Below are 20,400 nucleotides of genomic sequence, written 5' to 3' on the forward strand. Positions count from 1 at the left end.
TATGTCTGATATTGTTGGTACCGTGGATGCCGAGATTCTTGAAGGTACTGATGGCGATGATGTGATCAGAGGCTTGGATGGGGATGATACACTATTAGGTGGTGCAGGAAATGATACCTTAATTGGAGGTTTCGGCAGAGATGTACTAGACGGTGGAGAGGGTATCGATACCATAGACTATAGCTCATCCCCAGCGGGCTTTATAATGTTTACTTCTGGAATTATTATAGATTTTAATGGTGTAGGTGAAGCATCTCGAGATGTACTGATAAATTTCGAAAACATCATAGGTTCCGTTTTTGCGGACCGTATCTTCGGTAATGAAGCAGATAACCTTCTTGATGGAAATGGCGGTGGAGACCTCCTTCAAGGCTTTGAGGGGGATGATACTCTAATTGGTGCTGTAGGCTCTAGCGCTGGAGCTACATATTCGTCATCTAATGAAGCTGTTTCCATTAACTTAACAACAGGCGAAAACCCATCAGGCGGGCATGCTGAAGGTGACGTTTTAATAAACATCTCCAGACTTTTTGGTTCTAATTTTGATGATCATCTTGTTGGCCTTTTTGCTCAGCCTACTACTCTAGGAGGCTTTGAGGGCGATGATACTCTTATAGGTGGATTCGCTGCGGATAGTATCAGTGGTGGCAGTGGTGATGATTTCATCAATGCAGGTGCTGGCGATAATAGGGTTGAAGGAGGAAACGGAGACGATCGGATTGAGGCCGGAGCCGGAGATGATATAATTCGCGGGGGTAACGGAGATGATTTTATTGATGCAGGTGAAGGGTTTAACTTCATAGATGCTGGCGATGGTGATGACACTGTTCTGGGCGGTAGCGGAATAGATAATGTTATCGTTGGCAATGGGGTTAGTGTTGTCCGTACTGGCGATGGAAATGACACTATAACTATTTTGGATGATGGTATTGCGGATGTTGACGGCGGTAATGGGATTGACCAACTGGAAGTTGAAGGAATAGTAGACCTGTTGGCAGGGACGCTTTCCGTTAATGGCCAAAGTAGCAATATAGCGAACATTGAGGAATTGTTGGCCCCCTTCCAAGCGGGTGATGTTGTTTTTCTGGGCTCAAATAATGACGATCAACTTTCCGGATCCGATGGAAATGATACGCTGGTTGGCCGGGAAGGTGATGATCTAATTAGAGGTCACGCAGGCGATGACAGCATTGAGGGAAACGCTGGTGACGATAATTTGTCCGGTGGTAACGGAGATGACCTACTTATAGCTGGCGCCGGTATTGATACATTAAGCGGGGGGGCTGGCGACGACACTTTGATTGGTACCGGTGTTGATCGCGTACGTGCTTCTTTTTCTGATTTTGATGGAGTCAAAGGAGTTGTTGTTGATCTTGAAGCTGGGAGAGCAACAGACGCTTATGGTGATGTCGATGTACTAATAAATATCGTTGATGTTTATGGTACGTCCGGCAATGATCTAATTTCCGGCGATGGTAAGAACAATAGGTTAGAAGGTTTTGATGGAGATGACACACTTATTGGTGGCCAAGGTAGAGATACGTTAGGGGGTAGAGCGGGGGATGACTTTCTTGACGGTGGCGAAGGTATCGATGGCGCTCGATTTACATTCTCAGGTGGTGGAACCCTTGTTGTAGACCTTAATCAAGGTGTTGCTCTTTCGGGAGACGGGGAGCTGGATACACTTGTAAGTATCGAAAACATATTTGGTTCAGCGTTTGAGAGTAATCTACTGATTGGTGATGCAAATGATAATTTAATACGTGGCTGGAATTTTAATGATACGCTGATTGGAGGTTTGGGAAATGATTTCTTGCAAGGTGAAGGCGGAGATGATGTCCTTATTGCTGGAGGGGGGAATGACAGCTTATTAGGAGGCGCTGGAGCCGATATATTCGAGTTTAGCGATGATTTTGGACGTGGCGAAATTTTCCGCTTTGAACTTGGTATTGATAAAATTAATCTGAATGGTTTCGGGATTAATAGTTTTGCAGATGTTCAACGTTTATTTACCACAGGTATTAACGGAGGTGCACGGATCAATATCAATGGAAACATCATTGATATTCACGGTATACAAACTTTTGCACTCTCAGCGAACGATTTCACTTTTGAAACACGTGACCCAATTATAATCCCTGATCTTCCCGGTCCTGAGCCTATGCCAGAGCCAGAAGAGCCGGTAGGTGATCAGCTTGAACGGGGCGATGATACTAATGAGGTGATCGAGACCGGTATCGGGAATGATCGTCTGCTCGGATTTGGCGGCAACGATACCCTAATTGGTAATGGCGGTAATGATTTTATCTCTGGAGGTACTGGAAATGATATTGCCTCCGGCGGCGATGGTGATGATGAAATTTTCGCTGGCCCGGGTGATGAAGGTGATGATCTGTTTGTTGGAGGGCTAGGAAGCGATGTTATCGGTGGCGGTGCAGGGAATGATACCCTTATCGGTGGTGTTGGTAATGCCTCTATACTTAATGAAACAGCTGATCCAGCCGTAGCTGCCGGTAATAATACTCTGTTTGGTGGTGCAGGCGGGGATATTCTGGTCTCAGGTGGGTTTAACGATCTGAACCAAGATAATGTGTTCCAGGACGGCGAGCAGGTAGCAACAGCAATAACCAATAATGCCGCTTTTGGGGGTAGTGGAAACGATACTATCTACGGTGCGGCTGGTGCAGATGTTTTAGGCGGAGGTGAAGGGGCTGACTTTATCAACGCAGGGGCAGGGAATGATACCCTTTTCGGAGGGCAGGAAACTGTTGGAGCGACCTTCTTCAATGACACTTTAATCGGTGGCGATGGTGATGATTTGATTTTTGCAGGCGCCGAGCGTGATTTTGTGGAAGGTGGCTCGGGTGCGGATAGTTTATTTGGAGGCGCCGGGCTTGATACGATTGTTGGTGGTTTAGGCGATGATAGTATCTTTGGCGGCGCTGATGATGACGTTTTAACCGGTGGTGATGGTGCCGATACCTTCTTCTTCGCTGGCAACCATAGGGCAGACGAAATAACAGATTTCAACGTTGATGAAGATATACTTTTCCTCGCCAATACGATTGATGATTTAAGCCAAATTGATATCAGCGAATTTGTTCGCGAAACTGTTAGGTCCAATGGTGTTGATGCTGATGAATTGGGAGTAACCATTTTTACCGGAGGTGGTGATATCTTTATTGCTGACCTGACCGTACAGGATTTTATAGACGGCAATATCAATTGGGTACTGAGTTAAAAAACGATTTTTTAATAGGGATGTAACATCCCTATCTTTCCTTTTTTTGCAGATACTCAGACTGAATATTATCGCAAATAGCATTAATAAATTTTATCAATTTTTCAGTGTTTGAGCTGATGGGGGATGTATGACCAATATTTTGGGCACGGAAAGCGACGATACTCTAGAAGGTACTGATGGCGATGATGTGATCAGGGGATTAGACGGGCAAGATACACTATTGGGTGGTGAGGGAAATGACACTTTAATTGGTGGTCTAGGCGCTGATTTGCTTGATGGTGGTGAAGGCATTGATACCGCTGATTATAGTGCCTCGACAGCAGGTATATTTATTGGTGATTTTCAATCATTCGTAACTGGCTGGCCTAGTTCAAGTTCTGGAGAGGGCGCAGGCGATAGGCTTATAAGCATCGAGCACATCATAGGTTCTCCCTTTTCGGATCGCTTGGTCGGTACCGCTGAAGATAACATTTTAAATGGCAATGGTGGAAATGACTTTTTAATAGGCCTCGCTGGCGCTGATACTCTGATAGGAGGAGCCAACGATAATGTAGGAACCTCATATGATGCCTCACCTTCTGGAGTTAATCTAGACCTGGAAGAGGGTACAGCATCTGGTGGTCACGCAGATGGAGACTTGCTGATAAATATTCGGCGTATTGCTGGGTCTGACTTTGCAGATACGATTAACGGTTCAGAAGCTGATGAGATATTTGCTGGTGATGGTGGAGATGATTACTTAAATGGCGGCGGTGGTGATGATAGCCTGAACGGACAATCAGGTCGGGATACACTGATTGGAGGGGCCGGAAATGATACTTTGCTTGGTGGCTTTGGAGTTATAGATGGGGGCGCAGGTGATGATTATATTTTCTTTAACGGTACCTTCAGTGGCGATGTGACCATTGATGGTGGTAGTGGTAATGATACATTATTCGCTTTTTCTTCTGGTGATATTGATCTCAATACTGGCGCAGTTACCGATGAAACAGGTGCACAGATAAATCAAATTTCAGGGTTCGAAAATCTAGAAACGGGTTTTAGTTTTCGCTCTGTCCACTATGTAGGCAATGAATTTTCCAATGGCCTACGCGGAGGTCAACATAGTGATCTTTTAGAAGGTAGGGCTGGAAATGATACACTTATCGGTGGTGATGGAGATGATACCTTAATTGGCGGCCTGGGTGATGATGAAATTGAAGGTGGAGCAGGCAGCGATTTAATTGTTTTGGAAGCTGACCACGGTAACGATGTTCTTTCCACCATTACAAGCTTAGATATTATTGATATATCCGCGATCTCTTCGATTGCTGATATTCAGCAGTTATTGGCCAACGCATCTGAAACTATGGTTAATGGGACATCGGGTGTACTGGTACAAACGGGCATTAGCAGTAGCCTTTTCTTTAGTGGTTTAACCCTATCCGACATAGAAAATGTTGGGTTTAACTTTGTGAATGGTGGGGTGAACTCCTCCAGTTCTGAAGGTGTCGTTGGCGGAGCAGGGGATCAAACCGATGGTGATGATACACTGACCGGGACGACGGACCCTGAGGTTATTGAGGGTGGAGCGGGTAATGATGTGTTGCAAAGTAGATCAGGTGGAACAGGAGGGGATACGCTGAGAGGCGGTAGTGGTGATGATGAGCTGATTGGAAATGCCATCAACCGGTCTGGTGAAGGGGATTTGCTGGAAGGTGGCGACGGAAATGACACTCTTCGGGGATTAGATGGGCCAGATACGTTAATTGGTGGACCTGGTGCGGATACCTTTTTTGGAGAGAATTCTAGCGTTCCTACCTTTACTTTCGAATTTGTTTCCTATGCAACGTCATCGGCTGGTGTAAATGTTGATAATTTTGTTACCACACGCAATGGCACGTTTGAGGGACGAGGCCTTGGTGGTGATGCTGAAGGCGATATCCTTTTTAATATTCAGAACATTATTGGATCAGCTTTTAATGACACTTTAACAGGTGGAGGCTTCCTGCGAGGAGGAGATGGCAACGATCTTCTAACGGATAATGGTATTGCTCCCAATAAACCTGCTGTTGGAGAGGCAGAACTATCTGGTGGTAGTGGCGATGATACGCTTTTAGGCAGTAGTCGTGGAGGTACCACTTTTGAAGGTGGTACCGGTCAGGATCTATTCATTATTCATGATAATCTTTGGGGTGATACGATCTTTGATTATACTACTGAAGATATAATCGATATCTCACGCCTTAATTCTGAGTTGCGTAATTTGGAAGAGGTTAGGGAAATTGCATCGCTAAATGTTGATGGGAACCTTCAAATAGAGGTTTCTGGCGGTGTTTTCCTTACATTAAATGGATTAAGTATTGATGATCTAGACAATATCAATTTTATTTTTGCAGAATCAGATCCAACGCCAGATCCAACGCCAGATCCAACGCCAGATCCAACGCCAGATCCAACGCCAGATCCAACGCCAGATCCAACGCCAGATCCAACGCCAGATCCAACGCCAGATCCAACGCCAGATCCAGATCCCACTCCTGACCCAGAGCCAGATCCTGAGCCTACTCCTGACCCAGAGCCAGAAGAACCTGTAGGCAATCAACTTGAGCGTGGCGATGATACTAATGAGGTGATCGAGACCGGTATCGGGAATGATCGCCTACTCGGATTTGGCGGCAACGATACCCTAATTGGTAATGGCGGTAATGATTTTATCTCTGGAGGTACTGGAAATGATATTGCCTCCGGCGGCGATGGTGATGATGAAATTTTCGCTGGCCCGGGTGATGAAGGTGATGATCTGTTTGTTGGAGGGCTAGGAAGCGATGTTATCGGCGGCGGTGCAGGGAATGATACCCTTATCGGTGGCGTTGGTAATGCCTCTATCCTTAATGAAACAGCTGATCCAGCCGTAGCCGCCGGTAATAACACTCTGTTTGGTGGTGCAGGCGGGGATATTCTGGTCTCAGGTGGGTTTAACGATCTGAACCAAGATAACGTGTTCCAGGACGGCGAGCAGGTAGCAACAGCAATAACCAATAATGCCGCTTTTGGAGGTAGTGGAAATGATACTATCTACGGTGCGGCTGGTGCAGATGTTTTAGGCGGAGGTGAAGGGGCTGACTTTATCAACGCAGGGGCAGGGAATGATACCCTTTTCGGAGGGCAGGAAACTGTTGGAGCGACCTTCTTCAATGACACTTTAATCGGTGGCGATGGTGATGATTTGATTTTTGCAGGCGCCGAGCGTGATTTTGTGGAAGGTGGCTCGGGTGCGGATAGTTTATTTGGAGGCGCCGGGCTTGATACGATTGTTGGTGGTTTAGGCGATGATAGTATCTTTGGCGGCGCTGATGATGACGTTTTAACCGGTGGTGATGGTGCCGATACCTTCTTCTTCGCTGGCAACCATAGGGCAGACCGTATTACTGACTTTGATATTAACGAAGATATTTTGTTCCTTGCAAATACGTCGAACGATTTAAGCTTGATTGAAGATGTTCAAACGTTTGTTTTAGAGGCGACGCTGAGCTTTAGTGATAGGGATGAGGTTATCTTTGGTGTAAGTGTTGAAACTGGTGGGGGCAGTGTTTTTATCGATGGTTTGACTGTGCAGGATTTTGTAGATGGTAATGTTAATTGGGTGCTGAGTTAATTCTCTTATCTAGTAGAAAGGCTTGAATAAGTATTTCTCCTTAAATGAGTTTTGATCATCATACTGGTGAAGGCGTCACGTTTTTGTGAAAAATGTGTCGCCTTTTTTTGTTGTCGAGAAAATGCCGCATTTCTCATTCAGCGTACATCGCTAAGCGTGTATTTGTTTTCTATTAGTTGCAATGGTTGGGGCGTATGACTGATATTTTAGGTACTGAAAATGATGATACCTTAATTGGTACAGATGGTAACGATGTTATTCGAGGCTTGGGCGGGAATGATTCTATTCTAGGTGGAGCAGGTGATGATACCTTAATCGGCGGTTTGGGGGCGGATCAGCTTGATGGTGGTGAGGGTGTTGATACCATTGATTACAGTGCTTCTTCCGAAGGCATCCTCATGACATCCATTGGTCTGGTTGTTGGCTTTCCCAACCCTATAGCTGGCTCCGGTGCCTTTGATATTCTTACTAATTACGAAAACATTATCGGTTCTGTTTTTGCTGATGAAATATTCGGGAATGAAGCTGACAATATTCTTGATGGCAATGGAGGCACGGATTTTCTTCAAGGCTTTGAAGGTGATGATACTTTAATTGGTGCAGAAGGTTCTAATTCTGCAGCGCTGTATTTCTCTTCTGATGAGGCAGTCTCAATTAATCTTGCTACGGGTGAAAACCCTTCGGGGGGGCATGCTGAAGGTGACGTTCTTATCAATATCTCTCAGCTATTTGGTTCCGAATTTAACGATCTTTTAGTTGGGTTTGCTGATCAATCTACAACGCTTGATGGCTTTACGGGTGATGACACTTTAATAGGCGGGACTGCTGGGGACAGGATAGAGGGCGGTAGTGGAAACGATACAATAGATGGTGCTGATGGCGCTGATAATATTAGAGGCGAAAACGGTAATGATTATATAGAAGCGGGCGACGGCAATGATTTTGTATCTGGTGGAAACGGAGATGATATAGCCTTCGGCGGCGCGGGAGACGATGAAATTTTTGCAGGACCTAATGACGAAGGTAATGATCTGTTCATTGGGGGACTGGGCTCAGATACCATAGGGGCTGGGGCTGGTAATGATACGGTTGTTGGCGGTGTTGGTAATGTTTCTGGTACAGATGAACTTTCAACATCGGCTATTGATGCCGAAAGCAATGTGCTTTTTGGTGGTGCAGGCAATGACATACTTATCGTAGGTGGTTTTGATGACGAAAACCAAGATGGTACTTTCCAGAGCGGAGAACAAATAACCAGTAGCACAGCCAGTAATGTCGCTTTTGCAGGGGTGGGTGATGATACCCTCTATGGTGTTTTGGGCGCTGATATCCTAGGCGGTGGTGATGGCGCTGATTTTATTGAAGCCAGTGGTGGTGATGACACCATATTTGGAGGGCGTGAAAGCAGCGGTAATGTACTGTTTAACGATACCTTGAATGGTGGAGCAGGAAACGACGTTATTTTTGCTGGCGCCTTAAGCGATTCAGTTGACGGTGGTGCTGATGAAGATCAACTTTTTGGCGGTGCTGGAAATGACACAATCGATGCAGGTAGCGGTGATGACAGTATATTTGGTGGCGCTGGTAATGATACCCTAACGGGTGGTGATGGTGCCGATATTTTCTATTTCGCCAATACACACGGCAATGATGAAATTCTCGATTTTAGTATAGGCGATGATACTTTGTTTTTGGCTAATACCGCTACAGACCTGAGTTCGATTGCTGATATCGCTGACTTTATCTCCAATGAAACGAGGACAGATGCATTATCAGGCACCGAGGTGAATGGTGTTGTTATTGATACAGGCGGTGGGGAGATATTTATTCGTGGTCTGACATTGGCAGATTTCGAGAATAGTACCGTTAATATAGTGCTGAGCTAAACTTTTAGCCTCTTGTCGCCACAGCAATACTAGCGGCAGTTAGCATGCCCCCAGTAATTCTGTTAAACCAGCGCCTAGCACGGGGCTGGTTTAACTTTGTCCGTAGTCTCGCTGCGCTGACAATGTAAAAGCCTATAACCCCATATATAACCAGAACAGTGAGAACCATAACCAATAGTATATCAGCGCCTGTCGCGGCTTTGAGGTCAAGGAAAGTTGGCAAAAATGCCAGATAGAAAACAATGACCTTTGGGTTGCTGATGCTTATCGTAAAGCCTGTTATCAGTGTACGGCCAGTTTTAGCTTTTACTTGTTCTAAATCAGCAGCTTCTGTTGAACTTGTGAAAGCTTGATAGGCCATCCAAAGCAGGTAAGCTGCACCAAGGTATTTGATGACGATAAAAACAAGTTCAAGTTCAGAGGCAATATAGCCTAGCCCGTAAAATGCACCGAGAAGGTATGTAAGATCACCAAAGGTGATACCTGTCAGAAGAGCAAAAGCAGACTTTGATCCCTTTGAAATTGCCTGCGCAATAACCGCGAAGTTTCCAGGGCCCGGAGAGCCTGCGAATACGATCATGGCAACGATAAATGCTAGGCTGGATTCAAATGTCATAAAGCACCTTTACAGATAAAATCGCATCTCCCGTAGCAGAAAACAGGTAATTCCGCTAGATTGCCTTTAGGGAAGAGGAGACACAAATGGGTGAAATAGGAAAAATTACTGGCCTTGGTGGCATATTCGTTAAATGCCGGGATGTGGATGGGCTTGTTAAATGGTACCGAGAAGTACTGGAATTTCCGTTTGATGGATATGGTTCTAATTTTCTGGCTGATGATAACAAGGGCGGTTATAGCGTTTGGGGGCCTTTTAAGCAGGAAACCGACTATTTTAAACCATCTGAAAAAGAATTCATGATTAACCTGCGTGTGGATGATCTGGATGCTTTCCTGTCGAAGTTGAAAACCAAAGGGATTGAACTGGTTGGGGAGCCTGAAAACCATGATTATGGTAAATTTGCATGGATTGTTGACCCAGAAGGCACGAAAATAGAACTTTGGGAACAGGTTGGTGACGCGCCTTAACATTAATTAAAGGGGGATGTTATGAAGGCAAAGTGGATTGGATATGGTTTAGGGGCCGCACTTGGCGTGTTTCTGGTATGGCCTTCAAATATTGATGCTGTTTCTTACGAGCCACCGATGGACAAAGGCTTTACCGGGGATTTTTCCTTTAATGATGATCTGCACGGTGCAGAAGTGCTTTCTCTTCAGGATGGACACGGCCCAGAAGATGTTGCTGTAGATGCTGAAGGGCGTATCTATGGCGGGCTTCATGATGGGCGGGTTATTCGTCTTTCGTCAGATGGTAAAAATCAGGAAACATTCGCAACTATTGAAGGTGGCAGGCCGCTTGGTCTTCATTTTGATAATGCAGGCAACCTTATTGTAGCAGATGCATGGAAGGGGCTGCTTTCTTTCTCTCCAAGCGGTGAAATGACAGTTCTTTCAACCGAGCATAGTGGCAGGCCATTTGAGTTTGCTGATGATCTTGATATCGCGAGTGATGGTAAGATTTATTTCTCGGACGCAAGTGATAAGTATAATCAGCCTGACTACCGCCTTGATCTGCTGGAAGCCCGCGGGCATGGGAGGTTACTTTCTTATGATCCTGCAACGGGTGAAACGAGCCTGCTCCTCGATGGGCTTTATTTCGCTAATGGTATTGCACTTTCAAAGAATGAGGATTTCGTGCTCGTGAATGAAACTGGCCGGTACCGCATTACGCGCTATTGGCTGAAAGGGGAAAAGGCAGGCACAAGCGATATCTTTATCGATAATTTGCCAGGTTTCCCTGATGGTGTTTCCGCGAACAGAAATGGTATCTTCTGGCTTGCTATCCCAAGCCCTAGAAACCCCGCTATGGATAGTGCTCATCCAACACCGTGGCTAAAGGGGCTCATATCGAAATTACCAACTTTTATGCAGCCGTCCGCTATTAAGCAAGGCACGGTTATTGGCCTTAATGAACGGGGTGAAGTTGTTCGCACCCTTCATGACCGGGACGGCGATAAAGTGTTTATGATTACATCTGCGGAGCAGGTGGGTGATCAGCTCTATTTAGGCAGTCTTGAAGCCCCGCAGATTGTGCGTTTTAAGCTTAGGTAATAACTGTTGTCACCATGATGGGAACCATGGTGGCAACCATAATGGCGGTTTGTGCAGCTTCCGCGGCTTTCTGTGCTGCTTCACTAACAAGATTACCCTCTGTGATTTCCTTCATCCGGTGGCGACGTTCTTTTAGAGCCTTGCCTTCAAACGGAATTTTCAGAAGTTCTGATTTTCTAAGAAGTGACAGAAGCACCAATGTGCGTTCGTCAATTTCTCTGGTTTCTGTGAAAATAGCTTTTTCAAGCCGGGCAACCAAATCTTGTTCTGGTCTCGGGTTCAGTTCTGGGTAATAGGTTTTATCAAAGAAGAAAAAGGCTTTCCCTTCAACGGCTTTAAGGATGCCTCGCCCACACAGGCCTTCTGCAATACGTTCTCGTAAGTTTTTGATTGTGGCAAATTTTGAAAGCCAGTGGCTGGCTCCTCGATCTTTCTTGTCTTCGTTTACAAGGTTGAGGGCCGTATTAAGTAGCTCATTTTCGGTTTGTTCGTTTGAAAGTAATTTCACTGTGAAATTGTCGTCTTTTTGAACTTCAATCCGACCAAGCATGATCAGTTCGGCCATAACGGCAGAGGCAACGTGGCTTCCGTAAATATAAGCTGCATTTGTCTCTAGCTTTCCATCCTCCTCACGGAGTGAAAGCAGCATAATTTCTTCATGGAAATAGAGATTATCTTTTTGATTTGTCATCTAATTTCTCCCTCGCAATAGAATATATTGGAATAAAGGGAGATAATTCAAGATTTTACCCGCCCACTCCGGGTGGTGGTGCCTGACCAAAACTTTGAACCAGTGAACCTGCAACCAAGTTCCAACCATCCACCAAAACAAAGAAAATTAGCTTGAATGGGGTGGCAATCATAACCGGGGGTAACATCATCATACCCATAGACATCAGGATGGAAGCAACCACCATATCAATCACTACAAATGGGATATAAAGAAGGAACCCAATTTCAAAGGCACGCCTGATCTCACTAATCATGAAAGCTGGTACCAATGTTGTCATGGGAACTGTATCTGGTGTGGTAGTAGAGATGTTTTCGCCCGATAGATCCACAAATAAAGCGAGGTCTTTCTCTCTTACTTGTGAAAGCATAAAGTTTCTAAGCGGTACTGAGGCGCGGTTATAGGCCTCAACCTCATCAATTTCTTCGTTCACTAGCGGTTCAATACCAAGGGTATAAACCTCGGTGAGGGTAGGGGCCATTACATAGCCGGTTAGGAACAGAGCAAGTGAGATGATCACCATGTTAGGCGGTGTTTGCTGGGTTCCCATAGCGCTTCTGAGAAGGGAAAATACAATCACCATACGAGTGAAGCTGGTCATCATGATCAAAATACTTGGCGCAAGGCTAAGCACCGTAAGTAAAAGGATCATTTGAACCACGCGGCCACTTAACGTGCCACTTTCACCAAGGTTGATATTTATGCCTGGTGGTTCCTGTGCCAGCGCATCGGGGGCAAACATAAAAGAGCCTGCTACCAAAAGAGGTAGGAAAAAGAAAAAGGATTTTAGGATCAAGCCCTTATGAAATTTAAGAGAGTTTATCTTCAGGTGTTTCATCTTTTTCAACTAACTCTTTAAAGGCAATATCTGCTTCTGAAATAGTTTGTGTTCCGCCGGGGTTTGTGGCGATTAAATATTCTTTATTTTTCCACCGGACAACAACCAGGCGATTGCGGCCATCAAGAAGCTTGCTTTCAAGGACTTCCAGTTGTTTCTCGCCGCCTTTAATGCGAGGTTGGCCGGGAAGTAGGCCAAGGCGCTTAACCGCCCATGACATGCCCACCATTAATGCTAGTACAAACAGCAAAGCTGCAAAAGCGACGAGAGTATCTCCAATCATGCTTTTTGTTGCCCTTCTTGCTGTCTGGTTTGTTCACGTTGGCGTTTCATTTTTTCATTCTCGGCATATACACGCTCTAAAATGATTGAAACAGTATTTAATGCTTCGAGAGGGACAGGGCAATCAACATCTAACGCACTTAAAAGTTCGGTAAGATCTTTATCCTGACGAACCTTCACATCTTTAGAAAAGGCAATTTCCAGAAGTCTGTCAGCCAAAGCACCTTCTGCTTTAGCTGTGATAACCGGAGCCAAGGCTTTGGAATGCTGTTTGACAGCAACAACTTTCGTTGGGTCTTTTTCCTGATCGTTTCCTGAATTCATAAGGCTATTGAGCGCTAATAGTGAATAAATTGCAAGGACTTGATGAAGGTAGTTAGGTTTTTTTCCAGTGTTTGGAACTTGTTAACTGGCCTTATGGCATGTTAGTGTACTGTAAATCTGTATATCTGCGTAAAATTGCGGGGCAAAGATGGATATAAATTCCTTACCACTCATGGCAGCGCTTAAGAAGCGTATGGCTTGGCTTAACCAAAATCAGGCTGTGCTTAGTGAAAATGTGTCCAACGCAGATACCCCTGGCTATAAAGCTAAGCAACTGGCTAAACAGGATTTTTCTCAATTGGTTGATAATCTTTCTGGTGGTGATCAAGCAAAACCATCTATGAAGATGCGTACGAACCACGAACGCCATATCACGGCGGATGGTGGCGTTGCAGGGAAGAACTTCAGTGTAGAGAAAAATGATGAAGGTGAAGAATCACTTGTTGGAAACAATGTGGTTCTGGAAGAAGAAATGTTAAAGGTGGCTAATAATCAGATGCAATATGGCATGGTTGTGAACCTTTATAAAAAGAATGTAGGGCTGTTGAAAACGGCTCTTGGCAAGCGGCAATAAGCCAGAACGCTTAACACCGTTTCTAAGTTGAGGTTTTAAATGGATCTTCAAAAGGCGATGATGGCATCAGCTGCTGGTTTGCGAGCGCAAACTGTACGGATGCGAGTGATATCTGAAAACATTGCTAACCAGAATTCTGTTGCATCAGACCCTGGTGCGGACCCTTATCGCAGAAAGATCGTTACTTTCAGTAGTGAGCTGGACCGTGCAAATGGTGTAGCGCTGGTTCAAGCTGACGGTATTGATTATGATCAGGCAGAGTTCGGTAAGAAATACGATCCAGGTAATCCAGCAGCAGATGCTTCTGGTTATATTAAAACATCAAATGTAAATGGTTTGATTGAATTGATGGACATGCGGCAGGCGCAGCGTACATATCAGTCAAACCTGAATGCTCTAGAAGCGAGCCGCCGCATGGCGACAATGACGCTTGAATTGCTTCGCTAAGTAGGAGAGGTTAGATGAATATTAAACAGCTAGACGCTCTTAGCGCTTATTCTCAAGCTTCCAAGCAGCTTCAAAATGGCATTGGTGCTCGTGAAGGGCAAGATGGTGTAGGTTCTGGTGGTTCTGCCTTTTCTGGTTTGATCGATGACGCTTTAGGTGATGTGAAAGCAGCAACCGCTAATACTGAGGTAACAGCGGCTAAAGCTCTTGTTGATGAAGCTGATATGGTTGATGTTGCTACAGCCGTTTCCAATGCAGAATTGGTTGTTGAAACCGTTGTAACAGTGCGTGATAAAGTAATTTCCGCCTATAACGACATTATCAAGATGCCAATCTAAAGCGTATTTGGGGATTTTATGACCGATCTTGAGGTAATGGATGTCGCTCGGGATGCGCTCACCACATTATTGTATGTAGTCAGCCCAATTCTTGGTGTTGGATTGGTTGTTGGCCTTGCAATCGCTTTCTTTCAGGCGCTAACCCAGTTACAGGAAATGACGTTAACATTTGTACCAAAAATCATCGCCGTTTTTGGTGCAATTTTAATTTTGATGCCATATATGGGCCGCCTGATGGGGGACTTTATGATGCGTATTTCTGAACGTATCGTAGGCGGCTAGTTCCGTGCTCGGTGATGTTCTGCCACAGGAAGCTTTCGGCTTTATTCTTATATCAATCCGGTTGGCTGCAATTTTTCTTGTTGTTCCGGTTCTGGGGGATAGAAGTATCCCCAAACGTGTCCGGGCGGGGTTCGCTATCCTTCTAGCACTCGTTACGTATCCAAGCATTCAATCAACCATTCCTGCGCTCCCTGATAGTGTTCTGACAATGACAGTTATGGCTGCACGGGAGTTATTGATTGGGTCAATGATTGGAATGGCTATGCGTTTTCTAATGTCAGCAACTCATGTTGCTGGTTCTGTAATTGCGTTTCAGACGGGCTTGGCCGCTGCTCAATCATTTGACCCTGCTCAAGGTACTCAGAGCGTTATTGTAGCGGCTTTTATGAATCTTGTAGCTGTTACTCTTGTTCTTGTAACGGACCTGCACCACACAATGATTATGGCTATTGTATATAGCTATACAAATTTTCCAATTGGTGAAGCTATCCCATTTGCGGATTTTGCTTCTGCTGCGACACAATCTGTTTCCAGTAGCTTCGCACTGGGTTTTCAAATGGCAGCGCCATTCATTGTTTACGCTATGGTTTTTAATATAAGCTTGGGGCTTGTTTCTCGAATGATCCCTGGTTTTCAGGTCTTTTTTGTGGGCTTGCCTCTGAACCTCGCGATGGGCTTTCTATTAATGGCCTTGCTTTTAGGCTCTTTGATGTCACTTTTCCTTGGGCGATTTGAAGAACTTCTTCTTGGGATGCTTGGATAATGGCGGAAGAACAGGATGAAAGCCAGAAAACTGAAGAACCCACCGCAAAAAGGCTTAGAGAAGCTGAAGAAAAAGGTGAGGTGGCTCAAAGCCAAGAATTAAAAACATGGTTGATGTTGCTTGTAGCAGCAGGGGTGTTGGCCGGATTTGGTGATAGCTTTGCACGTGGCGTGATGGCACCGCTTCAAGGTTTTTTAAGCCAGACTCATTCCTTAACTGCATCAGATGTAGATTATGTTGATGTGGTATCGAGGTTGTTTCGCGATATATATACCATAATGGCATTACCGCTTGGTATTTTTGTGATTGCCGCGATTGCAGCAAATAGAATGCAAAAGCCTTTTATTCTTACAACAGAAAAAGTTAAACCGGATTTGAAAAACCTTTCGTTAATGAAAGGGTTTAAGAAGATTTTCTCATCTCGTTTTTTTGTAGAGTTCGGAAAGATATCGGCAAAGCTTGCAGCGGTTGGAGGGGTACTGTTTCTGATCGTTTACCCTGAAAGGGAAAAGCTTGATATCATCATGCTAATGGCTCCCATCGAAATTTTAACATTCATCAAATTGCTGGCTATCAAACTTTTAATAGGCGTTATTATAGTTCTTACTGTTGTTGCAGCTATTGATTATTCTTATCAAAGCTATCAGCACGTGAAAAACCTGAGAATGACCAAGCAGGAAGTAAAAGACGAGCAAAAACAAACGGATGGTGACCCTAAGGTAAAAGCACGGCTAAGACAAATCCGCTATGAACGACATAACCAGCGCATGATGTCTAATGTTCCAAAAGCTGATGTAGTGATCACTAACCCAACCCATTATGCAGTTGCTCTTGAATATAAACATGAAACCATGGAAGTACCCGTGCTTGTGGCGAAGGGGGTGGATGACGTTGCTATGCGTATTAGGGGTATTGCTGAGGAAAATGATATTCCTATTATGGAAAACCCACCTCTTGCGCGTGCACTACATGCATCTGTGGAGCTTGATGAAGAAATTCCACCTGATCACTATAAGGCCGTTGCTGAAGTGATTAGTTATATTATGAAACTCAGGCGTGCAGGCCTGAAACCAAGCTAAAGCCCCGATATGCTCTTGCATATTGTTTGGATACCTAAGTAATGTTTGGTTCCAGTTTTTAAAATGAGGTCTGTATGGAAAGCCGCTTGCCTAAACCTATTCGTGAAGCTCTTCTTGATAATGAGGTCAAATCTGCCTTTAAGCTATTGGCGATTGCTTTATCTGGGTTGTTTGGAGCTGGTGGTGTTTCTCTGTTGGCTTATTTGTTTTGGGGTAGCAAAAGTGCGATTTTAGTTGGTTCTATCATTCTCGTTTTGACTGCTTTTACAATATTTCGCGCTTTGAGAAATCTAGATGATCCGGGACATCGTCAGGAAGTGATGGATCTGGAACTGTTGAATGCTTTAGCTTCAAATGATCGTAGGGCACTCCTGATTACGGATGTGGATGGTACATCTGTTACCAACAATTATGCCTTTGAAAAGATGGCAGGTTCCAATTTCACCAGCGTTAATGAGCTAGCTCTTTCCGAGGATGGAAGAACGCAGGTTAAGCGTCTTTTGCACCGAGTTGCTCAGGTTGGGCAGGCCAAGGATGTTATTCAGGGGAGAGGTGGTTCCGTTACCGTATCAGGACGCCGGATAGGCCGTTATATCGTCTGGCAGGCCTTCAGGGATAACGATGTTGAAAGGTTGGTTCATGAACGAGCCAGTTTTTCTCGCTGGATGGAACCTATTTTTGACCAACTTGAATGTGGTGTACTACTAGAAGACCGGAATGGTAAGCCGCATTTTCTTAATCGGGTTCTTCGTGAATGGCTTCGGCTTGGTGATGAGGATGGCGTTCCGCATAAGGTTAGCCTAAAGCATGATGATACCCAGTTACTTGTTAGCAGTCGGCAAGGAATTGATGTTGAAGTGGTTGATGTGCCGCTTCAAACTAGAGAAAGTGATCGTTACCTTGGGCGTTACCGTATTATCCGTAAGCTTGATCACCTTCGTCAGATTGCGTTGGACGATAGCAGAGAGTTTTTGATCGACCCAATTTTTGATGCTGCCCCTGTTGCGATTGCTGTCGTGGACCGTGAGGGAGGTATCACTGAATTTAACCAACCGTTAAAATTACATGCTGCGGGGAAAAATGTAGCTGTAGGTGATAGTGTTCTTGAGTTGGTTAAACAGGAAGATAGAGAGGAGCTGCAACAGATTATTGAGTTCGCCTATGATGGACGACCATCTTCTGTACCGCTTGATATTGTTTTCAACACGCAGCCTGAGCGGCTAGGGCAAATCTACTCTACATGTATCACTAAGGGAGGTGAACCACACGCTATTCTCTACCTTATTGATACAACACAAGAAAAGAGCCTGGAACGTCAATTCGTACAGGCGCAGAAAATGCAAGCGGTTGGTCAGCTTGCAGGTGGTGTTGCACACGATTTTAATAATCTGCTGACAGCAATTATTGGGTTTTGTGACCTATTGTTGGTGCGTCACGATGCAGGCGATCAGTCATTTTCCGATATTATTCAGATTAAACAAAATGCGAACCGAGCCGCCAATTTGGTGCGCCAGTTACTCGCATTTTCTCGCCAGCAGACCCTGCGTCCAAAGGTGTTGATGCTTACAGATATTCTGGCAGAGATTTCCAATCTTATTCGCAGGTTGATTGGCGAAAATATTGATTTACAGGTAGTTCATGGCCGAGACCTTCTTCCTGTTAAGGTGGACCAGGGTCAGCTTGAGCAGGTTATCATAAATCTGGCTGTTAATGCTCGGGATGCAATGCCTGAGGGTGGTAAGCTTGAAATTACCACCAGTATGATTGGTCCAACGCACGCTTATATTGACCGTTTTGATATTATGACGCCTGATGATTACGTGCTGATTGAAGTGAAAGACACAGGGTGTGGCATTCCAAAAGATAATCTTAATAAGATTTTCGAACCGTTTTTCACCACCAAATCAGTAGGGCAGGGAACTGGTTTAGGACTTGCTACAGTATACGGAATTGTAAAACAAACTGGCGGCTTCGTGTTTGTTGATTCAGAAGAGGGGCGCGGCACAAGCTTTTTAGTGTTCCTTAAAGCGCATTCAGTCACGGCTTCAGAAGTTGAAGAAGAAAAAGAAGAAGAAAAGGCGGCAAAAGATCTGACGGGTAAGGGGACCATCCTTGTTGTGGAAGATGAAGCGCCTGTTCGCATGTTTGCATGTCGTGCACTGTCAAATAAGGGCTATAAAGTGCTGGAAGCTGATTCAGGTGAGGCTGGTTTAGAGATATTGCAAACCAGTGAGGAAACTATTGATTTGCTGATCTCGGATGTAATTATGCCGACGATGGATGGGCCAACGCTTGTGAAAGAGGCAAGAAAAGATTTTCCTGATCTTCCTGTGATTTTTGTTTCAGGGTATGCAGAAGATATGTTCCGTAAAAACCTTGAGGCGGAAGAATTTCAATTCCTTCCAAAACCTTTTTCTCTCAATGACTTAGCAGAAAAAGTGAAGATGATATTAAGCTAGTTTTCTACTATATGATTGGTTGGGAACAAAAAAAGAACAAAAATCATTGGCAAGAAAGAACAAAGATGGTACAAAACATTCCATTGCATGGGCGGACGCCCTGTGGAATAAGGAGACCAGATAATGTCAATGCCTGAATTACAGTTGGTTAAAGGAACGTCCATGGACAAGAATAAAGCGCTAGAAGCTGCGCTGGGTCAGATCGATCGGGCTTTCGGCAAGGGCTCTGTTATGAAGCTCGGCCAGAAAGATAATAATATTGAAGTTGAAGCTATTTCCACTGGCTCATTGAACCTTGATATTGCGCTTGGCATTGGCGGTTTGCCTAAAGGCCGTATCATTGAGGTTTACGGCCCTGAAAGTTCAGGTAAAACAACACTAGCACTTCATGCAGTGGCAGAATGTCAGAAAGCTGGTGGTATTGCAGCGTTCGTTGATGCCGAGCATGCGCTTGACCCCGTATATGCACGCAAGCTTGGTGTTGATGTAAACGAGCTTCTTGTTAGCCAACCTGATACAGGCGAGCAGGCGCTTGAGATTACAGATACGCTGGTTCGTTCGGGTGCGATTGATATTCTTGTTGTCGATTCTGTGGCAGCCCTTACGCCGCGCGCTGAACTTGAGGGCGAAATGGGTGATAGTCACGTTGGCCTTCAGGCACGCTTGATGAGCCAAGCGCTTCGTAAGCTTACTGGTTCGATTAATAAGTCCAAAACTATCGTTATTTTCATCAACCAGATTCGTATGAAAATTGGTGTGATGTACGGTAGCCCTGAGACAACAACAGGTGGTAATGCACTAAAATTCTACGCATCTGTTCGTCTTGATATACGCCGCACCGGAGCCATCAAAGAAAAAGATGAGATCGTTGGTAACGCAACCCGTGTGAAAGTGGTGAAAAATAAACTAGCACCGCCGTTCAAACAAGTTGAGTTTGATATTATGTATGGTGAGGGTGTTTCCAAGATGGGCGAGGTTCTCGACCTTGGCGTGAAAGCCGGTGTGGTTGAGAAATCGGGCTCCTGGTACAGTTACTCAAGCCAACGTATCGGGCAAGGCCGTGAAAATGCGAAGCGTTTCCTGAAAGAGAATGAAGAAGTGGCACAAGAGATTGAGCATGAAATTCGTAAGAATGCGGGCCTTGTGAACGAAGCTATGTTGATGGATCCGTCTGAACGCAAAGAAGACGACTAATCATAAAGCTATATGTATGAAAAAGGGGCGGCTTTTGCTGCCCCTTTTTCTGTAATCGACAAAATTGTTGGTTTATATGCCTCAACTTTGCGCTCACTGCTGGACACTGGTGGGAATGAAGGTTAAAACGGCGGAAAACATGGCCGCATGCGCG

General features: G+C 45.0%; 17 protein-coding genes and 3 pseudogenes. 15 read left to right on the top strand and 5 right to left on the bottom strand.

The window, feature by feature from the left end; all coding sequences use genetic code 11:
- Position 1: 1 nt before the first annotated feature.
- The 3 genes from KFE96_RS10240 (at position 2) to KFE96_RS10250 (ending at position 8,767) form a co-directional block, all read left to right on the top strand.
- Positions 2-3,241 (top strand): hypothetical protein, encoded by a 3,240-nt coding sequence (locus KFE96_RS10240; protein WP_304665217.1) that lies wholly within the window; start codon positions 2-4, stop codon positions 3,239-3,241.
- A gap of 130 nt (positions 3,242-3,371) precedes the next feature.
- Positions 3,372-6,881 (top strand): hypothetical protein, encoded by a 3,510-nt coding sequence (locus tag KFE96_RS10245; RefSeq protein ID WP_304665218.1) that lies wholly within the window; start codon positions 3,372-3,374, stop codon positions 6,879-6,881.
- Between the two features lie 194 nt (positions 6,882-7,075).
- The gene (locus tag KFE96_RS10250) at positions 7,076-8,767 is read left to right on the top strand and encodes a calcium-binding protein (RefSeq protein WP_304665219.1); all 1,692 of its coding nucleotides are present in this window, start codon (positions 7,076-7,078) and stop codon (positions 8,765-8,767) included.
- Between the two features lie 4 nt (positions 8,768-8,771).
- Here KFE96_RS10250 and KFE96_RS10260 read toward each other — a convergent pair whose 3' ends face one another.
- Positions 8,772-9,383, bottom strand: coding sequence for a LysE family translocator (locus tag KFE96_RS10260; RefSeq protein WP_255832509.1), 612 nt, complete (start codon positions 9,381-9,383; stop codon positions 8,772-8,774).
- Positions 9,384-9,469: 86 nt separating this feature from the next.
- Here KFE96_RS10260 and KFE96_RS10265 point away from each other — a divergent pair, with 86 nt between their 5' ends.
- Positions 9,470-9,853, top strand: coding sequence for a VOC family protein (locus KFE96_RS10265; RefSeq protein WP_255832510.1), 384 nt, complete (start codon positions 9,470-9,472; stop codon positions 9,851-9,853).
- 21 nt (positions 9,854-9,874) lie between these two features.
- Positions 9,875-10,936, top strand: a complete 1,062-nt coding sequence (locus tag KFE96_RS10270) for an SMP-30/gluconolactonase/LRE family protein (protein ID WP_255832511.1) — start codon at positions 9,875-9,877, stop codon at positions 10,934-10,936.
- Here KFE96_RS10270 and KFE96_RS10275 read toward each other — a convergent pair.
- From KFE96_RS10275 to KFE96_RS10290, 4 genes are all read right to left on the bottom strand, one after another.
- Positions 10,929-11,627: a GPP34 family phosphoprotein gene (locus KFE96_RS10275; RefSeq protein ID WP_255832512.1), complete on the bottom strand. Its 699-nt coding sequence runs from the start codon at positions 11,625-11,627 to the stop codon at positions 10,929-10,931. The genes KFE96_RS10270 and KFE96_RS10275 overlap by 8 nt on opposite strands.
- A gap of 55 nt (positions 11,628-11,682) precedes the next feature.
- The gene (gene fliP, locus KFE96_RS10280) at positions 11,683-12,408 is read right to left on the bottom strand and encodes a flagellar type III secretion system pore protein FliP (protein ID WP_255832513.1); all 726 of its coding nucleotides are present in this window, start codon (positions 12,406-12,408) and stop codon (positions 11,683-11,685) included.
- Between the two features lie 67 nt (positions 12,409-12,475).
- Positions 12,476-12,787: a flagellar biosynthetic protein FliO gene (locus KFE96_RS10285; RefSeq protein WP_255832514.1), complete on the bottom strand. Its 312-nt coding sequence runs from the start codon at positions 12,785-12,787 to the stop codon at positions 12,476-12,478.
- Complete coding sequence (locus KFE96_RS10290) at positions 12,784-13,110, bottom strand: EscU/YscU/HrcU family type III secretion system export apparatus switch protein (protein ID WP_255832515.1); 327 nt, start codon at positions 13,108-13,110, stop codon at positions 12,784-12,786. The genes KFE96_RS10285 and KFE96_RS10290 overlap by 4 nt, the downstream gene beginning before the upstream one ends.
- A gap of 148 nt (positions 13,111-13,258) precedes the next feature.
- Between KFE96_RS10290 and flgB the strand changes: the two genes are divergently transcribed.
- The 10 genes and pseudogenes from flgB to recA all read left to right on the top strand — a co-directional run bounded on the left by flgB (position 13,259) and on the right by recA (position 20,246).
- Positions 13,259-13,684, top strand: a complete 426-nt coding sequence (flgB, locus tag KFE96_RS10295) for a flagellar basal body rod protein FlgB (protein ID WP_255832516.1) — start codon at positions 13,259-13,261, stop codon at positions 13,682-13,684.
- A gap of 39 nt (positions 13,685-13,723) precedes the next feature.
- Positions 13,724-14,131: a flagellar basal body rod protein FlgC gene (gene flgC / locus KFE96_RS10300; protein ID WP_255832517.1), complete on the top strand. Its 408-nt coding sequence runs from the start codon at positions 13,724-13,726 to the stop codon at positions 14,129-14,131.
- A gap of 14 nt (positions 14,132-14,145) precedes the next feature.
- On the top strand, positions 14,146-14,469 hold the full coding sequence (locus KFE96_RS10305; protein ID WP_255832518.1) for a flagellar hook-basal body complex protein FliE: 324 nt from the start codon (positions 14,146-14,148) through the stop codon (positions 14,467-14,469).
- An 18-nt stretch (positions 14,470-14,487) separates the two neighbouring features.
- Entirely contained in the window at positions 14,488-14,751 is a 264-nt protein-coding gene (gene fliQ, locus KFE96_RS10310; protein WP_255832519.1) for a flagellar biosynthesis protein FliQ, read from the top strand.
- 4 nt (positions 14,752-14,755) lie between these two features.
- Entirely contained in the window at positions 14,756-15,514 is a 759-nt protein-coding gene (gene fliR, locus KFE96_RS10315; protein ID WP_255832520.1) for a flagellar biosynthetic protein FliR, read from the top strand.
- A complete protein-coding gene (gene flhB, locus KFE96_RS10320) occupies positions 15,514-16,593 on the top strand; it encodes a flagellar biosynthesis protein FlhB (RefSeq protein ID WP_255832521.1) in 1,080 nt (359 codons plus the stop codon). Before fliR ends, flhB begins: the two co-directional genes overlap by 1 nt.
- 665 nt (positions 16,594-17,258) lie before the next feature.
- A pseudogene (locus KFE96_RS18260) lies at positions 17,259-17,852 on the top strand (PAS domain-containing protein); the annotation flags it as partial.
- Between the two features lie 30 nt (positions 17,853-17,882).
- Positions 17,883-18,563, top strand: a pseudogene (locus KFE96_RS18265) (sensor histidine kinase); the annotation flags it as partial.
- 150 nt (positions 18,564-18,713) lie between these two features.
- Positions 18,714-19,052: pseudogene (locus KFE96_RS18270) on the top strand (response regulator); the annotation flags it as partial.
- A gap of 123 nt (positions 19,053-19,175) precedes the next feature.
- Positions 19,176-20,246 (top strand): recombinase RecA, encoded by a 1,071-nt coding sequence (gene recA, locus KFE96_RS10330; protein ID WP_281501621.1) that lies wholly within the window; start codon positions 19,176-19,178, stop codon positions 20,244-20,246.
- Positions 20,247-20,400: the final 154 nt, after the last annotated feature.

Source organism: Kordiimonas sp. SCSIO 12603, from assembly GCF_024398035.1.
In the GTDB taxonomy this organism is placed as follows: domain Bacteria; phylum Pseudomonadota; class Alphaproteobacteria; order Sphingomonadales; family Kordiimonadaceae; genus Kordiimonas.

What these genes read in the sequence shown, in the direction of transcription:
- KFE96_RS10240 (WP_304665217.1), top strand. Translation starts at nt 2, where the DNA reads ATGTCTGATATTGTTGGTACCGTGGATGCCGAGATTCTTGAAGGTACT.
- KFE96_RS10245 (WP_304665218.1), top strand. Translation starts at nt 3,372, where the DNA reads ATGACCAATATTTTGGGCACGGAAAGCGACGATACTCTAGAAGGTACT.
- KFE96_RS10250 (WP_304665219.1), top strand. Translation starts at nt 7,076, where the DNA reads ATGACTGATATTTTAGGTACTGAAAATGATGATACCTTAATTGGTACA.
- KFE96_RS10260 (WP_255832509.1), bottom strand. Translation starts at nt 9,383, where the DNA reads ATGACATTTGAATCCAGCCTAGCATTTATCGTTGCCATGATCGTATTC.
- KFE96_RS10265 (WP_255832510.1), top strand. Translation starts at nt 9,470, where the DNA reads ATGGGTGAAATAGGAAAAATTACTGGCCTTGGTGGCATATTCGTTAAA.
- KFE96_RS10270 (WP_255832511.1), top strand. Translation starts at nt 9,875, where the DNA reads ATGAAGGCAAAGTGGATTGGATATGGTTTAGGGGCCGCACTTGGCGTG.
- KFE96_RS10275 (WP_255832512.1), bottom strand. Translation starts at nt 11,627, where the DNA reads ATGACAAATCAAAAAGATAATCTCTATTTCCATGAAGAAATTATGCTG.
- fliP (WP_255832513.1), bottom strand. Translation starts at nt 12,408, where the DNA reads ATGTTTGCCCCCGATGCGCTGGCACAGGAACCACCAGGCATAAATATC.
- KFE96_RS10285 (WP_255832514.1), bottom strand. Translation starts at nt 12,787, where the DNA reads ATGATTGGAGATACTCTCGTCGCTTTTGCAGCTTTGCTGTTTGTACTA.
- KFE96_RS10290 (WP_255832515.1), bottom strand. Translation starts at nt 13,110, where the DNA reads ATGAATTCAGGAAACGATCAGGAAAAAGACCCAACGAAAGTTGTTGCT.
- flgB (WP_255832516.1), top strand. Translation starts at nt 13,259, where the DNA reads ATGGATATAAATTCCTTACCACTCATGGCAGCGCTTAAGAAGCGTATG.
- flgC (WP_255832517.1), top strand. Translation starts at nt 13,724, where the DNA reads ATGGATCTTCAAAAGGCGATGATGGCATCAGCTGCTGGTTTGCGAGCG.
- KFE96_RS10305 (WP_255832518.1), top strand. Translation starts at nt 14,146, where the DNA reads ATGAATATTAAACAGCTAGACGCTCTTAGCGCTTATTCTCAAGCTTCC.
- fliQ (WP_255832519.1), top strand. Translation starts at nt 14,488, where the DNA reads ATGACCGATCTTGAGGTAATGGATGTCGCTCGGGATGCGCTCACCACA.
- flhB (WP_255832521.1), top strand. Translation starts at nt 15,514, where the DNA reads ATGGCGGAAGAACAGGATGAAAGCCAGAAAACTGAAGAACCCACCGCA.
- recA (WP_281501621.1), top strand. Translation starts at nt 19,176, where the DNA reads ATGTCAATGCCTGAATTACAGTTGGTTAAAGGAACGTCCATGGACAAG.